The following is a 15,076-nucleotide window of genomic DNA, read 5'->3' as shown; positions in this document are numbered from 1 at the left end:
GTTATTAATTTATGCTGTAAACTTCGTACCTACAGGCTTTCCGGCCATAATGTCTAAAATGACATTTTCTCTTTTACCGTTGGCGATGTAGGTGGTAATATTTTTGGAAGCGGTACTTTTTGCAATTTTGATCTTGGATTCCATACCACCACGGCCTTCGCCTTCACCTTTGTCTGATTCCTGAACGTATTTTTCCACGTTTTCATCAACCTGTACTTTGTTCAGTTTTTCTGAATCGTCGTCTTCCGGGTGTCCGGTGTACAAACCATCGGTATCACTCAGAATGATCAGTTTTTCCGCACCAATCAATTCAGCGACCAGACTGGCCAGTTCATCGTTATCAGAAAACATAGACATGGTCACCGATACCGCATCATCTTCATTAGCGATCGGGATAATTCCTTCGGAAAGTAACGATTCATAACAATTGATCATATTTTCCCTGTGAATCCCCGGGCTAAAGTCTCTTTTCGTAGCCAGCACCTGCGCACAACGCATTCCGTAATCATGGAAGATGCTGTAATAGTGGCGCATCATACGTGGCTGCCCAACTGATGAAAACACCTGTCTTCTCTTGCTTTCATCCTTTATATTGATCTCTCCAAGGATTTCTTTTCCGGCAATTGCCGAACCTGAAGAAACCAGGACCGTTTGCACATCTTCTTCATAAAGTGTGGCGATCTGGCGAACCAGGCTTTTCAAAATTGGTCCTAAAATTCTATTGTCTTTGTTGGTCATCACGTTCGTACCAACTTTTACGACAATTCTTCTTTTCTTATCCATCTTAAATGGTTTGGTTTAACTCTTTTTTAGTTATTTATCTTCGCCTAGTTCTACCGCTCGATCAAATGCGGCGTAGGCAGCTTCTTTAATTAATTCCTTTACATTATTATCGTCCATGGAATCCAGTGCGGCTCGCGTGGTTCCACCTTTTGAGGCTACACGATCCATCCAAGTATCTGGAGAAAGATCATTTCGATTGAACAATTCCACGGCACCTTCAAAAGTCTGACTTACCAGTACACGGGAATCGTTCTTCGAAAAGCCCATTTTCAGAGCGGCTTCCAGCATGGAATTCATAAAATAAAAGACATATGCAGGCCCACTTCCTGAAATTCCGGTAGAAGCATCAATAAAGTTCTCATTCTCAACATGGATAGATTCCCCAGTCGTGTCAAGCAGGTTTCTTACCATGAGCAATTCTACTTTTGAAACTTCCTGAGATTCGGTATAAGAAGTGACGCCTTTTCCTACCTGCGCTGGTAAATTGGGCATGGAACGCACCACTTTTCTGGCATTCAATCCCGCCTGAATTTTGGCGATGGTCACCCCGGCCATCAAGGAAACGAAGATCTGGTCTTTATTCACCATAGGTTTCATCTCTTCAAACAACTCTTCACAATGGTAAGGTTTTACCGCTATAAATACCATATCAGCCTGTGGAAGACAGTCTTCAAGTTTCTCGTACACATCGAAATGGTCCATTTCCCGCAATCTTGCGATCACATCGGCAGATTTGTCAAAAACCATCAGGTTTCTGCGACCCAGCATTGGCGATTTCGCCATACCTTCCGCATACGTTAGACCCATGTTTCCTGCTCCAATAACTAATGTTTTCATTTTTTCTTTTTTGGTTCTTATTGTTTAGGTTTTTTCTAAACTTTCAAATTCGCTCTAGAATGTCCAAACACCATGCGATAGTCAGGTGAAAGGAGCCAAAATTGGCGAACAAGCTTTAATTTAGGATTTATTTCAGCTTGAAATCGCTAAGAAAACCTTAAAAAGTGTTTAAGAAATTTTAATGGAATTGGGGTGAAAACTGAACTTCTCTAAATATTTGAAACCCAAGCCTGAAGACTCTGAAGGTATCAGAGGAATTCTTTGCTAGATTCTGATCGCTATTTAACCAGCATTTCAAACCTAATCCCGGAAATGTTATTTTTTTCTGAAAATTTCAAAAATTAAAAAAGCATTGCAGATTTGGCGCATTTTCTCTGCAAGAATGTCAGGTTTAAGCTTTTGCAACTTTTGTGCAACAGAAATGTGGATACCTGCAATTACTATGTGGTTTCATGCAAAATTAGTTTGAGAAGGCGTAATCCTTTTGGATATAATTCCTTATTATTACCAATTCCTGAAAACTACTGCTATATAATGGAGAAGACAAAAAAGGGAACTCAAAAGAAGCCTGTTTCTAAGAATATTACCGAGCAGCCGAGAATCGTGGCTGTAGGTGCGAGCGCAGGGGGTCTAGAAGCACTGAAATTGTTCTTTAAGAAGATACCTGAGAATGATAAAAATGCTTACGTAGTCATTCAGCATTTGTCGCCAGACTACAAAAGTATGATGGGGGAATTATTGAAGAAAAATACCAATTTACCCATTGTCCAGATCTCTGACCAGATGGAGGTGAAAGGTGGCCAGATCTACCTGATTCCCCCGGCCAATAACCTGGTACTGGAAGATAATATTTTAATCTTAAGGGATAAGCCTAAGAACCAGACGCTAAACCTTCCAATCGATATGTTTTTTGAGTCGATGGCGCAGCAGCGTGAGGAACGTGCGATCGGGATCGTATTGAGCGGAACCGGAAGTGACGGGACACGTGGGGTGCGTGCGATCAAAGAGCACAATGGAATGGTGATGGTTCAGGATCCTTCAGAAGCGAAATTCGACGGAATGCCAAAAAGTGCTATCAACACAGGCCTGGTAGATTATATTCTGCCCGTGGAAGAAATGGCACCCGAATTAAAAAATTTCCTTTCTTCTCCCGCGGTTTTTCATTTTGAAGACGGCGATGTAAAATATGACGAAAAAGAACTGAATAAGATCCTGAGCTATATCGATGAAAAAGCCGGGCTGGATTTCAGGGAATATAAATATGCCACGCTCGCAAGGAGGGTGGCACGAAGGGTAAACATCTGTAAGTGCAAGACCTTGACAGATTATCATGAATACCTTCAGAATAACGACGAGGAAGTAGAGATACTCTACCGTGAATTCCTGATTGGAGTGACCAAATTCTTCCGTGATGATAAGGTATGGCAGGTTTTGAGAACCAAGGTTTTTCCGAAGATGATCGAGGAGAAACAGGATGGGGAAGTGCTCAAAGTCTGGGATGTTGGTTGTAGCACCGGAGAGGAAGCCTATTCCTTTGCGATGTGCCTGCATGAGGAAATGGAAAAGCAGAATAAAAATCTGGAAATCAAGATTTTTGCGACTGATATTTCCCAACCGCATCTGGATATTGGCAGTAAGGGGATTTACCCGGAAAGTATTGTGGCCGATGTTTCCAAAGATCTGCTGCTGAAATATTTCCTAAGCAAATCTCACAGCTACCAGATCGTGGAAAAGATCAGGAGAATGGTGATTTTCTCCAAACATAATATTATTAAAAACCCGCCATTCAGTAATATGGACATGGTGGTTTGCCGAAATCTGCTCATCTATTTCCAGAACAGCATTCAGAAAAAAGCGATAAATGTGCTTCATTATGCTTTAAAGGAACAGGGGATCCTGGTGCTTGGAACGAGTGAAAGCGTGCACAGTCACAAAGAATCTTTTGCTGAAATTGACAGAAGGTGGAAGATCTATAAAAATATCGAACCCAGCCGAAGGCTCAAGAACGGCATTAGCCACGCGACCTCTAACGGGGAAATGCGCAACACCAGGCTGGTGGAAAATCGTTCTTCGCGAGAACGCAAAAGTTTTAAAAATCGCTCTAATCCTATCAGGCAGAAAATTCAGCAGGAATTTCATGATGCCATCCTGGAACAATTCGGAGCCGCAACGGTTTTTGTTGATTCAGATTACAACATTTTGCATGCGCTGGGCGAATTCAGGAAATATGCGCATTTACCGGTAAGCGGTTTTTCCATCAATCTTTTGGAAATGCTGCCATCCGACCTTAAATATATGGTTCAGTCTACCTTGAATAAGGCCAACAAGGAGCATAGGCGAATGATCTATCGCGATGCGCTGATCAAAAAGGAAGACGGAGAAAAATTTGGAGCCGATATCATCATCAAACCGCTGGAAAATCACAGCATTGATGGAGAAACCAATTTCATTATCACTTTTGTTGAAAAAGACACGCTCGTAGAGGAGATCGAAGAGGTGCAGAAGGTGAGTCCGTCGAACCAGACCAAAGAATATGTGGCCAACCTGGAGGAAGAGCTGAAAAAGACCAAGGAAGAGCTACAAACTTCGATGGAAGAGATCGAGACCAGCAATGAAGAGCTGCAGGCGGCCAATGAAGAATTGCTTGCTTCCAATGAGGAATTGCAGTCTACGAACGAGGAACTGCAGAGTGTAAACGAGGAGATCAATACGGTAAATGCCGAGAACATTCAGAAAATGGATGATCTTGCCGCGCTGAATGCCGATATGAACAACCTCCTGAAAAGTACCGATATTGGGGTGATCTTCCTGGATTCAGATTTGATGATCCGGAAATTTACTCCGGCTATCAAGAAGCATTTTAACCTGATCAATGGGGATATTGGCCGTCCTATCGACAGTTTTACGACCAGTTTCGGTCTCAGTCGTAAACATAGTTTTATGGAGCGTTGTAAAAAGGTGCTTCAAATTGGTAAAACCCAGGAAAAACATATCGTTTCCCGGGAAGGCCGCAATTACCTTCAGCGAATTTCACCCTATGTGGATTCCAATGACAACATCGATGGAGTGGTGATTACTTTTATCGATATCGAAAATATTCAGAAGTCCAAAGAAAAACTGATCGCCAGTGAGAAGCGTTTTAAATCTTTCTATGAAGATGATCCGGTATTGCATTTGAGCGTGGATCCTAAAACAAAACTCGTCGTGCAGTGTAACCGAAAAGCCGTTCAGAAGCTGGGTTACGAAACGAAAGAGGATATCATCGGAAGACCGATCTTTGAGTTCTTTGAAAAGAATACGAAAATAGCTGATTTCAAGAAGCAGGCGAAAAAGACCCAGGTAAATGAGTTTACCAATATGGATCAAAACATGCTGACGGCTAATAATAAAAACCTGCCGGTGCTGCTAAATGCAACGGGAGAAATGGATGAAAATAACGAGCTGAAAACCATTCGTTATACCTGCGTGGATATTTCAGCCTTGAAACATGCCGAAGAACAACTGAAGGAGCAGAAAGCTGACCTGGAACGCGCGAATCGTGACCTGGAACAGTTTGTTTCCATATGTTCCCATGACCTTCAGGAGCCGCTTTCAACCATCAAATTTGGTAGTGACGTGCTTGGAAAAATGTATGCCGATAAGCTGGATGAGAAAGGCGAAAATTATGTGAAATACATTAAAAATGCTTCTGACAGGCTTTCGGCACAGATAAAAGGCCTGCTCGAACATTCGAGAATTGGGAAGAACGGCAAGAAGGTAAGCGTGAACATGAACGAGGTGGTGGAAGTCGTGAAGTATGACCTCGGGAAGAGCATCAGGGATTCCAGCGCTAAAATTTATGTGGGAGACCTTCCGAAGCTTAAAGGTTACGAGATCGAGCTCCGTTTGTTATTCCAGAATCTTATCAGTAACGCCATTAAATATGTTCCGGAGAATCGCGATCCCGAGATCAGGATCTCGGCTTATGAGGAAGGAAATTACTGGGTGTTCTCTATTATGGATAACGGTGTAGGAATTTCCAAGGAAGACCAGAAGAACATTTTCACCATTTTCAACAGGGTGCCCGGCCAGAACGAAATAGAAGGTACCGGGGTTGGCCTTGCGCACGTAGAAAAGATTGTGCTGCTCCACGAAGGAACGATTTGGGTAGACTCCCAGAAAGACGTGGGGAGTACCTTTTTCTTTAAACTGAAAAAATAATTGAATGTCTCAAAATAGCCAGTACCCTGAAGAAGTTGATCTGTCCAGTTGTGAGAAAGAACCCATTCATATTATCGGGAAAACCCAGTCGCACGGCGTACTGGTAGCCAGTGATAAGGAAACTTTCAGGATCACGCAGATTGGGAAAAATGCTGGCGAGATCTTCGGAATCTCTCATTCAGAGCTGCTTGGGAAACAACTCGAGGAGCTGGTTGGTTCAGAATATGGGCAGTTTCTTCGAAATCTGGTTGATGAAGACGAATTGCTGGAAGTAAGAGAAATCAGTATTCATGATTCTTCGTTCGTGGCGATTCCGCATATTTCAGGGGAAAGCCTGGTGGTAGATTTTGAACCGGTGGGGAAATCGGCCAATTCTTTTAATTTTCAGGCCCAGCTCACTAAAATTCTGAATAATCTCAATGCTTCGGAAACTTCTCTGGAATTGTGCGAGGACGTGGCCAGGATCACGAAAAATATTTTCGGCTATGATCGTGTCATGGTCTATCGATTCGATGAAGAATGGAATGGACAGGTTGTTGCTGAAGAACGGGAAGAACACCTGGAAAGCTGGTTGGGGCTGCATTATCCCGCAAGCGATATTCCGAAGCAGGCACGCGAGCTTTTTTTTAAGAACCGTGTACGTATCATTTCAGATGTAAATTACCAGCCGGTCGAAATCACTCCGCAGTTTTCTCCTATAAATGGGGAACCTCTGGACCTTTCAAAATCGAAATTACGCGGTGTTTCTCCAATTCATATCGAATATTTACAGAATATGAAGGTGGGCGCCTCGCTTACGGCCGCGCTCATCAGCAACGGCAAACTATGGGGGCTGCTGGCCTGCCATCACTATTCAGCACGTTTTATCAATTATTACCAGCGGCAAACCTGCGAGTTTCTGATACAGATATTCTCTAACGAATTATCGCTAAAGGAATCCAATCTTTTCCTGAAGCAGATCGATGAACAGGCAGCCGTCCGAGAGCAGCTTTTGAAACAGGTACATTCTGCAGGAAGTATCCGGAAAGGCCTTTCAGAAGGAGAGGCCAGGTTCACTGATGTGATGGACTGCTGCGGTGGTGCGATCATGTTAAAAGGTAAGATCAAACTGGTAGGAAAGACACCTGATAAGAAGCAGGTGAAATCACTTATCAAAGAATTCCTGGCCAAAAAGTCTGAAAGCCTGTTTTTCACTAAAAATCTTATTCAGTTTTACCCCGCGGCAAAACGTTTTCAGGACAGTGGTTCAGGGATTTTAAGCGTGAGATTGGGACAGAGCGATAAGGATTTTCTCATCTGGTTCCGGCCAGAAGTGGTTCAGTTAGTGGACTGGGGCGGGAATCCACAAAATAAAGCCTCCTATGATGAAGAAAAACAACGTCTCACTCCGCGGAAATCTTTTGAAAAATGGACGCAGGAACTCACCGGTGTTTCAGCAGCCTGGAAAGATTACGATCTATCTGCTGCGCGATTGCTGAGAGAAAGCGTGAGTTACGTAATCTTAGAGAATCAGAAGAAGGAGATCAACGATTTAAACGATCAGCTGGTGGAAGCTCATAATGAGCTGGAACTTTTCAGCCAGGGATTATCTCATGACCTGAAGGCACCACTTCGCGGAATTGACGGTTATGCGCATATCCTCAAAGAAGATTATTACAGTAAGCTCGAAAAGGACGGAAAACTGGCGGTAGATACTATCTTGAGTTCAGCAGAAGAAATGCGGGATTTAATTGACAATATTCTTTCTTTTGCCGGTGTTTCCAACCAGGATCTCAACAAAAGCGTGAATTCCAGTTCGCATATGGTACAGGACATACTGGTGTCATTCAACGTGAAGAATAATTATCCGCATACCAGTATCGAAATTGAGGAAAATCTTCCGAAGATCATTGGAGATAGAAGGATGCTGGGGCAGGTTTGGTCTAACCTGCTGGCCAATGCCCTGAAATATTCCGAAAAATCGGAAAACCCTAAAATTGAGATCGGTAGCGCCGCTCATCACAACAAAACCATCTATTTTGTAAAAGATAATGGGATAGGTTTCGATCCTAAATTCAGCGAAGACATTTTCGACCTTTTTTCCCGTAGATCGGGCGACGATTATACCGGATCGGGTATTGGGCTTGCGATCGCTAAAAAAATCGTTGAAAAGCATGATGGGGAAATTTGGGCTGAAAGCAAACCCGGGGAAGGCTCTACATTTTATTTTTACGTTTAACATTTCTTAATTGCAAGCTAAAGCGGAAAGTGATATTTTCGTAAGCCTAGGAACTTACGCTTAATGATTAGAACTTCTTTAAGAATCTTATTGGTTGAAGATAACGAGGCAGATGCGGTATTGATTGAACGCCAAATCAATAAGATCGTTGAGAAACCAACCCTTGAGGTGGTTGACAATCTGGTTGAGGTGCGTGATCGCCTGGTAAATTTTGTGCCAGATGTCGTTCTTTCAGATTATAATCTTCCAACCTGCACCGGCCTGGATGTCCTGGAACTCGTCAAAGAATACGATCCCGAGCTGGGGTTTATTTTTATTACCGGTACCATCAACGATGAAGAACTGGCCGCGAATACGATCCTTAGTGGTGCTTCCGGCTATATTCTGAAAAAGCACATCAATAATCTGGGCGAAAAACTGGAACCTTTATTGAAAAAGGTCATGCTGAATATGGTTTCCCAGGAAGAATTACGGGAACGCATTCGCCAGAATAAGATTACTGTAAACCAGATCTACGAATATCTTGAAAAGATCGATTCTGATAACGATGAGCAGTTGCGGAATATTGAAAGGATCAAATCTGCAATGTCTCAGTTTAAACTGAATGATAATGTTGAATAGCCTGCGCGAGGCTACTGAAAGGCTCCACCGGGAGCTGGAAAAAGAAAACCTGGCCAATAAAATTACCGATCATTCCATTTCTCTTGAAGAATACAAATTGCTGATGCTTCAGAATCATGTGGCGTACAGCGTGGTGGAAGATCAGCTTTTCAAAATACTGGATATTTACAGTCCCTCCAAAACGCAGTTGATCGAAGAAGATCTGAAAAGTCTGAATCTTGAACCGGTTACCTGCGGGCATATTCGGTTTGAGATTTTCAATAAGGCCGAAGCTATGGGTGCTGCCTACGTGATCCTGGGATCAGCGATGGGTGGCTTTATCATTGGCCGTGAAATGAAGAATTGCGAGTCCTTAAAAGATTTGCCAGGTCAGCAGTTTTATAGTGAAGATCGCGAAGGTGTGAAGAACTGGAACAACTTTACGAAAACTCTGAAAAACGCTTCCTTTACAGAAGAAGAAGTGCAAATGGCCCAGCAAAAAGCGATCGAAACCTTTCAAATCTTTTCGATAGCTTATAAAACCGAAGTTCCGGTTTACTAAAAATAAACATTCAAAAATGATCAATTTTCGAAATGCCTTTGTGGCACTGCTTTGCTGTTTCTTTTTATTTTCAAATCTCCAGGCGCAGAGCGGAAGGATTCCCGTAAAAGGAAAAAACGGAATGGTGGTGAGCAGTCATTATCTTGCTTCGGAAGTTGGGAAAGATATTCTGAAAAAAGGTGGAAATGCGGTCGATGCTGCCGTTGCTACTGCTTTTGCCTTATCGGTGACGCTGCCTTCCGCAGGAAATATTGGAGGTGGTGGCTTTCTGTTGTATTATGGTGCAGATGGGGAGAAAACCACCTTTAATTTTCGAGAAAAGGCGCCGCTAAAGGCCACTCCGGAAATGTACCTGGACGAAAATAACCATATTAAAGATCAATCCAACCACGACGGGATCCTGGCGGTAGGCGTTCCGGGAACGGTTGCAGGACTCTACCAGGCGCATCAAAAACAAGGAAATTTATCCTGGGAGCAATTAGTGCAACCTGCGATCGATCTTGCTGAAAATGGTTTTGAAATAGGAGAGGACCTGGCAGATTTTTCGGATTGGGTTTATGAAAATCGGCAAAAATATCCATCTACTGCAGCCATTTTTCTGAAGTTTGATTCTCAGCCTTTTGATCCCGGTGATGTTCTTAAACAACCTGAACTGGCAGGGACTCTCCGGCGAATCAGGGACCAGGGCGCTGAGGGGTTTTATTCTGGGAAAACGGCAAAATTGCTGCATCAGTTCATGAAGGAAAATGACGGGATCATAACCCGGAAAGATCTTAAGAAATACCGTGCGGAAGAATTGGCACCGGTAACCGGCAGTTATCGCAACTACGAAATTGTAGGAATGCCACCTCCAAGTTCCGGGGGCGTGGCAGTGATCGAAATGTTGAATATCCTGGAAGGTTTTCCGTTGAAAAAGTATGGCCAGAATTCAGCTCAAAGCCTGCACCTGTTAACGGAAGCGATGCGACGCGCCTATGCCGATCGCGCGTTATTCCTTGGAGATGCCAATTTCAATCCTGAAATGCCCTTGGAAAAACTAACCTCAAAAGACTATGCCGGGAAACTTCGGGAATCTATTGAAATGAAAAAAGCTTCCGTCAGCGATTCGGCCAATTTTAATAAAGAGCATCTTGCCTATGAAAGTCCGGAAACCACCCATCTATCCGTAGTAGATCAAGAAGGCAATGCGGTTTCGTTAACTTATACGCTGGAACAATCTTACGGATCGAAGATCGTGGTGGAAGGAGCGGGATTTCTGCTAAATAATGAAATGGGTGATTTTAATCCAATTCCCGGTTATACCAATTCCAAAGGTTTGATTGGTACGAAACCAAACCTGATCGCTCCTGAAAAACGCATGCTATCGAGTATGAGTCCTACAATTGTTGCCAAAGATGGCCAACCGGTGATCGTAATTGGTTCGCCGGGAGGGCGCACCATCATTAATACCGTGCTGCAAGTGATCGTGAATATGATCGATTTTGAACTGGATATCGCCAAGGCTATAGAATCTCCCAGGTTTCACCACCAGTGGCTCCCTGATGTTACTTATTTTGAGAGCTGGGGTTTTTCGCCTGATACTATGGAATTATATGAAGCGATGGGACACGAGGTGAAAACTCGTTCTTCGCAGGGTCGTGCGATGGGAATTTATATAGATACTGAAAATGAAGAATTACAGGGCGCAGCAGATTCTCGTAGCCCTAATGGTCGTGCTGTGGGTTATTGATCAAATATCAAAAAGTAGTTTTTGCTGAACTTCTCCCGGCTGCATATTGTCCAGTTTTTCGTTTCCAATTCTCACACGAACCAGGCGCAAGGTAGGAAAACCAACAGCAGCAGTCATTTTTCGCACCTGGCGGAATTTTCCTTCTGTTAGCGTAATAGATATCCAGCTGGTGGGGCCATGACGTTCACTGCGGATAGCCCGTCCTCTCTCCGGAAAACCGGGTGCGGAATCCAAGAGGCTGCACTTGCAGTTTGCAGTTAAATATTTCTTCCCATTGATGCTGATCTCCACGCCCTTTTGAAGATTGTCAATAGCCTCGCTGGTGATTTCTCCATCAACTTGCGCCACATATTCTTTTTCGATCTTACCGGCCGTGATAAGCTTGCTCAGTTTACCATTCGTAGTGAGGAGGAGCAGGCCTTCACTGTCTTTATCCAGTCTTCCAATCGCCATTGTGCCTTCCGGGAAGTCTCCAAGTTCTCCCAGCATCTTTGTTTTCTTCTGTTTTTGCTGATTGGTGATGAACTGGCTCAGGTAGCCAAATGGTTTATAGATCTTGAAATGAGCATGCATGAAATTCACCATTTTTAGGTATTGCCCAACTGCAATTCCTACGATACTTTCGTTTGATTAAAGCAACAAATCAACTAAATTTTAATTTGAAGATGAAAAACATTTATACAATTCTTGCACTTTTTATTACTATGAGCCTTTCTGCACAGGAATTACCATCGAGGATCGGTTTAAAAGCCGGTTATCCAAACGGGCTGGGTCTGAATGCGGAATATGTGACACCTTATTTAAAAGGAAAACTGGCACCTAACGTGGAAGTTTCGGTTTATCCTATCCCGGAATCGATCTTTACACAAAGAAGGGGAACGATCACGTATCTGCAAGGCGGATTCAATTATTATTTTTTCAAACCTGGCGACGGACTTTATAGTAACTTAAGCTATGGATACCTTAAAGGAAAAGGTGAAGGTGATAATATTCGTGCTGAGAAGCCGAACGCCAACGGAGAATACCTAAAGGGAACCGGTTACCTGGATGAATCCAATCATTCTCTGAATTTTAAAGTGGGTAACAAATTTGGAAATAAATATTATTTCAAGCCGGAACTGGGCTATGCTTTTAATAAACTGGAAAAAGATCATGCGATCGATGTACGTTTCGCTGATGGTTCTTCAGAAACTCAATATGAAAGTATTCCCGGCGTGTTTACAAAAGGCATTCTGGTAGGTTTTGGAGCGGGCATCGCTTTCTAAGAACCAGTAAATAAAAACTTTTTTATCAGTATAGGTCAAAAGCCTGGGCATACTGGGCGAAGCCGTAATTGCTGGTGATCTTCAGTTTCTCTTTGATATTTTTTCGGTGAGTATTTACCGTATCAAAAGAAATAAAAAGTTCTTCAGCGATTTCGGCTGAGCTTTTTCCGAGCGCTACTAACCTGAGGACTTCTTTTTCTCTCTTGCCGAGTAAAAGAAATTTTTCGAGATTTTGTTTGAAGAACAGGTTTTCGGCAACGAGCCTGTTCAGTTTATTCGGAAGATGTTTCAGGTGATTTACGGGATTCGCAATGGTGATAATATGAGTAGATTTTCCCTGTTCATCCAGATGGAAAATTTCCGCAGAGCAGGAGTGCCAGATCCATTCGTTTTCCTGCGCGAGTTTGATCTGCTGAAAAAAGCTAAAACTGGAAGTATTTTCTGCCATAGTTTGTATGCCCGCCAACTTCTCGCGATAATCGAAAAGGTCTTCGTTGTGAAAATAGGCATTCTGAAAATTATCTGGTTCTGCCTGAATTTCAGTAAGCTCTTTGCCAAGCGATTTGAGTCCTTTTTCTGAAATAAATACCGGGCAAAAATCATCCATTCTGCGAATGATGATCATGCCCGGTATCAAATGGGAAAATGCCTGGAGCTGTTTCAGCTTTTGCTGAAAGGTGCCTCCTGGGTTCATTTATTGTAAACTATCTTGTGGTACTGGAAAACCGCGATCTCTCATCAGCGCATCGATCTTCGCATCCCGCCCACGAAATTTTCTGTAAGCTTCAGCAGGATCCATGGAGTTACGCGGAGCAAACAGGTATTTTACCAGTTTTCGCGCAGTTTCTTTGTCATAGAATCCATCAGGTGCTTCCGCGAAAGCTTCCGCCGCGTCTGACGTCAACACATCAGCCCATAAATATCCATAATAGCCTGCTGCATATCCTTCACCGGAAAAAACATGGCCAAAATGTGGAGTACGGTGGCGCATCACGATCTCCTCGGGCATATTCAATTCTTGCAGGGTCTCTTTTTCAAATTTATCCGGATCGATCTGGTCGGGATCTGTAGTATGATATTTCATGTCCATAATTGCGGAAGCCAGGAATTCAGTAGTCGCAAATCCCTGGTTGAAGGTTGCAGCTTTCTTGATCTTCTGGACGAGCTCGTTTGGAATGACATCATTTGTTTTGTAGTGTCTCAAATATTTATTGATCACTTGATCTGTAGATAGCCATCTCTCCAGTAGCTGCGATTGGAATTCAGTATAATCACGAACGCCTCCGTTCAAAGTAGGATAGGCTACGTTCGAAGAAAGGAAATGAAGGGCATGGCCAAATTCGTGGAAGAAAGTTTCCGCATCATCCCATGACACCAATACCGGCTCGCCGGGAGCAGGTTTGATAAAGTTAGAATTATTGCTGGCAAGTACCGGCTCGCCGCCTTCGAGTTGATTGAAACCGCGATAGGTTGTAGCCCAGGCTCCAGATCTTTTTCCGGTTCGGGCATAGGGATCTAAATACCATAAACCTACAAGTTTACCAGTATCCTTGTTAGTAACTTCCCAAACTTTCACATCTTCATGAAAAACCGGAACTGTATTTTCCTTTACCGGTGTGAATTCAAAATTGAAGAGTTCTCCCGCTGTAAAAAAGAGTGCCTGGGTTAAATTTCCCAGTTCGAGGTATTGTTTGACTTCCTCACTGTCCAGGTCATATTTGGCTTTACGAACTTTTTCAGCGTAGTATCGGTAATCCCATGGTTTGATCGTAATGCCGGGGTTTTCTTCATCGGCAATTTGCTGCATATCGCTCACTTCCTCTTTAACCCTTGCAAGCGCAGCCGGCCATACCTGCATCATAAGATTCATGGCGCTTTCCGGAGTTTTCGCCATTCGATTTTGTAAACGCCACTCGGCATAATTGTCATAACCGAGCAAGTCCACACGCTCATCACGCAATTTTAAAATATCTGAAATGATCTGGTTGTTATCGTATTCATCCCCGTTATCCCCGCGAGAATAATAGTTTCTCCAAACCTTTTCCCGTAATTGGCGATTATCAGAATATGTTAGAAAAGGATCCATGGAAGATCGGGTATTGGTCACCGCATACTGCCCACCTTTTCCGCGATCTGCGGCAGCTTTAGCAGCCGACTTCACATAGGATTCCGGAAGTCCGGAGAGCTGACCTTCGTCCAGATACAAAACATAATTTTCCTCGTCTGCCAGCACATTGTTAGAAAACTGGGTATACAAACTGGAAAGCTCTTTATTGATTGTAGCATAACGCTGCTTATCGGACTCGTTCAGATTGGCTCCCTCCATGGCGAAATCTTCATAGATCAGGTCTATCACACGCTGCTTTTCGGGAGACAGCGGGTTTTTTTTCGATTTTTCGTAGACCTTTTTGATTCTTTGGAAAAGCGCTTCATTCTGGCTGATCTTAGAATTGAATTCCGAAATTTGTGGAGCCATTTCTTTTTGAACTTCGCGAAATTCGGGATTGGAAACATTGCTGCTGAAGATGCCATAATACACAAAAGCACGTTCAAGCTCTTTTCCAGATAGCTCCAGAGGTTCAATGGTATTTTCAAAAGTTGGTTCTTCCGCATTACCCGTGATACGGTCAATTTCAGCAAGTTTAAGCTCCATTCCTTTCTGAAGTGCTGGTTTTACCAGGTCTACAGTCATTTTATCAAAAGCGGGGACACCTCCATAAGGGCCTTCCCATTCAGCCAGCAAAGCATTATTCATAGCGATATTTTCAGAATTTGTTTCGGGGGTTTTAGCGCATCCTGCCAGAACAGCCAGGCTGATCACGCCAATGTGCCGGAAAATTGTATTCATTGTAATTTCTTTGGATTTTGCATGGAATATACGA

Annotated in this window: 11 protein-coding genes; 6 read left to right on the top strand and 5 right to left on the bottom strand. The window is 43.2% G+C overall.

Translation table 11 applies throughout. From position 1 onward, the window contains the following. Nucleotides 1-9 precede the first annotated feature (9 nt). Nucleotides 10-783 (bottom strand): glutamate 5-kinase, encoded by a 774-nt coding sequence (proB, locus tag GRFL_RS00275; protein ID WP_083642454.1) that lies wholly within the window; start codon nt 781-783, stop codon nt 10-12. Nucleotides 784-813: 30 nt separating this feature from the next. After that, a complete protein-coding gene (proC, locus tag GRFL_RS00270; RefSeq protein ID WP_083642452.1) occupies nt 814-1,620 on the bottom strand; it encodes a pyrroline-5-carboxylate reductase in 807 nt (268 codons plus the stop codon). Nucleotides 1,621-2,154: 534 nt separating this feature from the next. Between proC and GRFL_RS00265 the strand changes: the two genes are divergently transcribed. From GRFL_RS00265 to ggt, 5 genes are all read left to right on the top strand, one after another. After that, the gene (locus GRFL_RS00265) at nt 2,155-5,820 is read left to right on the top strand and encodes a CheR family methyltransferase (protein WP_083642450.1); all 3,666 of its coding nucleotides are present in this window, start codon (nt 2,155-2,157) and stop codon (nt 5,818-5,820) included. 4 nt (nt 5,821-5,824) lie between these two features. Beyond that, nucleotides 5,825-8,038 (top strand): ATP-binding protein, encoded by a 2,214-nt coding sequence (locus tag GRFL_RS00260; RefSeq protein WP_083642448.1) that lies wholly within the window; start codon nt 5,825-5,827, stop codon nt 8,036-8,038. A gap of 63 nt (nt 8,039-8,101) precedes the next feature. Then, nucleotides 8,102-8,659 carry a response regulator gene (locus GRFL_RS00255; protein WP_083642446.1) on the top strand — a complete coding sequence of 186 codons (558 nt, stop codon included), beginning with the start codon at nt 8,102-8,104 and terminating at the stop codon, nt 8,657-8,659. After that, on the top strand, nt 8,649-9,200 hold the full coding sequence (locus GRFL_RS00250) for a biliverdin-producing heme oxygenase (protein WP_158091629.1): 552 nt from the start codon (nt 8,649-8,651) through the stop codon (nt 9,198-9,200). The genes GRFL_RS00255 and GRFL_RS00250 overlap by 11 nt, the downstream gene beginning before the upstream one ends. 16 nt (nt 9,201-9,216) lie before the next feature. Then, nucleotides 9,217-10,929 (top strand): gamma-glutamyltransferase, encoded by a 1,713-nt coding sequence (ggt, locus tag GRFL_RS00245; RefSeq protein WP_083642443.1) that lies wholly within the window; start codon nt 9,217-9,219, stop codon nt 10,927-10,929. Here ggt and GRFL_RS00240 read toward each other — a convergent pair whose 3' ends face one another. Further along, nucleotides 10,930-11,514, bottom strand: coding sequence for a pseudouridine synthase (locus tag GRFL_RS00240; RefSeq protein ID WP_236995845.1), 585 nt, complete (start codon nt 11,512-11,514; stop codon nt 10,930-10,932). Nucleotides 11,515-11,594: 80 nt separating this feature from the next. On the opposite strand from GRFL_RS00240, the gene GRFL_RS00235 reads away from it, so the two are divergent. Continuing rightward, nucleotides 11,595-12,194, top strand: coding sequence for a hypothetical protein (locus tag GRFL_RS00235; RefSeq protein WP_083642441.1), 600 nt, complete (start codon nt 11,595-11,597; stop codon nt 12,192-12,194). A 25-nt stretch (nt 12,195-12,219) separates the two neighbouring features. On the opposite strand, the gene GRFL_RS00230 is transcribed toward GRFL_RS00235, so the two are convergent. Further along, a complete protein-coding gene (locus GRFL_RS00230) occupies nt 12,220-12,888 on the bottom strand; it encodes a response regulator transcription factor (protein ID WP_083642439.1) in 669 nt (222 codons plus the stop codon). Then, on the bottom strand, nt 12,889-15,042 hold the full coding sequence (locus tag GRFL_RS00225; RefSeq protein WP_083645892.1) for a M3 family metallopeptidase: 2,154 nt from the start codon (nt 15,040-15,042) through the stop codon (nt 12,889-12,891). Nucleotides 15,043-15,076 lie beyond the last annotated feature (34 nt).

The organism is Christiangramia flava JLT2011, from assembly GCF_001951155.1.
Lineage (GTDB): Bacteria > Bacteroidota > Bacteroidia > Flavobacteriales > Flavobacteriaceae > Christiangramia > Christiangramia flava.
The sequence above is the reverse complement of the archived record's forward strand: the minus strand, read 5'-3'. Positions and strand labels throughout refer to the sequence as shown.

Excerpts from the sequence above, each read along its gene's own strand:
- GRFL_RS00255 (WP_083642446.1), top strand. The coding sequence starts at position 8,102 with ATGATTAGAACTTCTTTAAGAATCTTATTGGTTGAAGATAACGAGGCA.
- proC (WP_083642452.1), bottom strand. The coding sequence starts at position 1,620 with ATGAAAACATTAGTTATTGGAGCAGGAAACATGGGTCTAACGTATGCG.
- GRFL_RS00240 (WP_236995845.1), bottom strand. The coding sequence starts at position 11,514 with ATGGTGAATTTCATGCATGCTCATTTCAAGATCTATAAACCATTTGGC.
- GRFL_RS00250 (WP_158091629.1), top strand. The coding sequence starts at position 8,649 with ATGTTGAATAGCCTGCGCGAGGCTACTGAAAGGCTCCACCGGGAGCTG.
- GRFL_RS00265 (WP_083642450.1), top strand. The coding sequence starts at position 2,155 with ATGGAGAAGACAAAAAAGGGAACTCAAAAGAAGCCTGTTTCTAAGAAT.
- proB (WP_083642454.1), bottom strand. The coding sequence starts at position 783 with ATGGATAAGAAAAGAAGAATTGTCGTAAAAGTTGGTACGAACGTGATG.
- GRFL_RS00235 (WP_083642441.1), top strand. The coding sequence starts at position 11,595 with ATGAAAAACATTTATACAATTCTTGCACTTTTTATTACTATGAGCCTT.
- ggt (WP_083642443.1), top strand. The coding sequence starts at position 9,217 with ATGATCAATTTTCGAAATGCCTTTGTGGCACTGCTTTGCTGTTTCTTT.
- GRFL_RS00225 (WP_083645892.1), bottom strand. The coding sequence starts at position 15,042 with ATGAATACAATTTTCCGGCACATTGGCGTGATCAGCCTGGCTGTTCTG.
- GRFL_RS00260 (WP_083642448.1), top strand. The coding sequence starts at position 5,825 with ATGTCTCAAAATAGCCAGTACCCTGAAGAAGTTGATCTGTCCAGTTGT.
- GRFL_RS00230 (WP_083642439.1), bottom strand. The coding sequence starts at position 12,888 with ATGAACCCAGGAGGCACCTTTCAGCAAAAGCTGAAACAGCTCCAGGCA.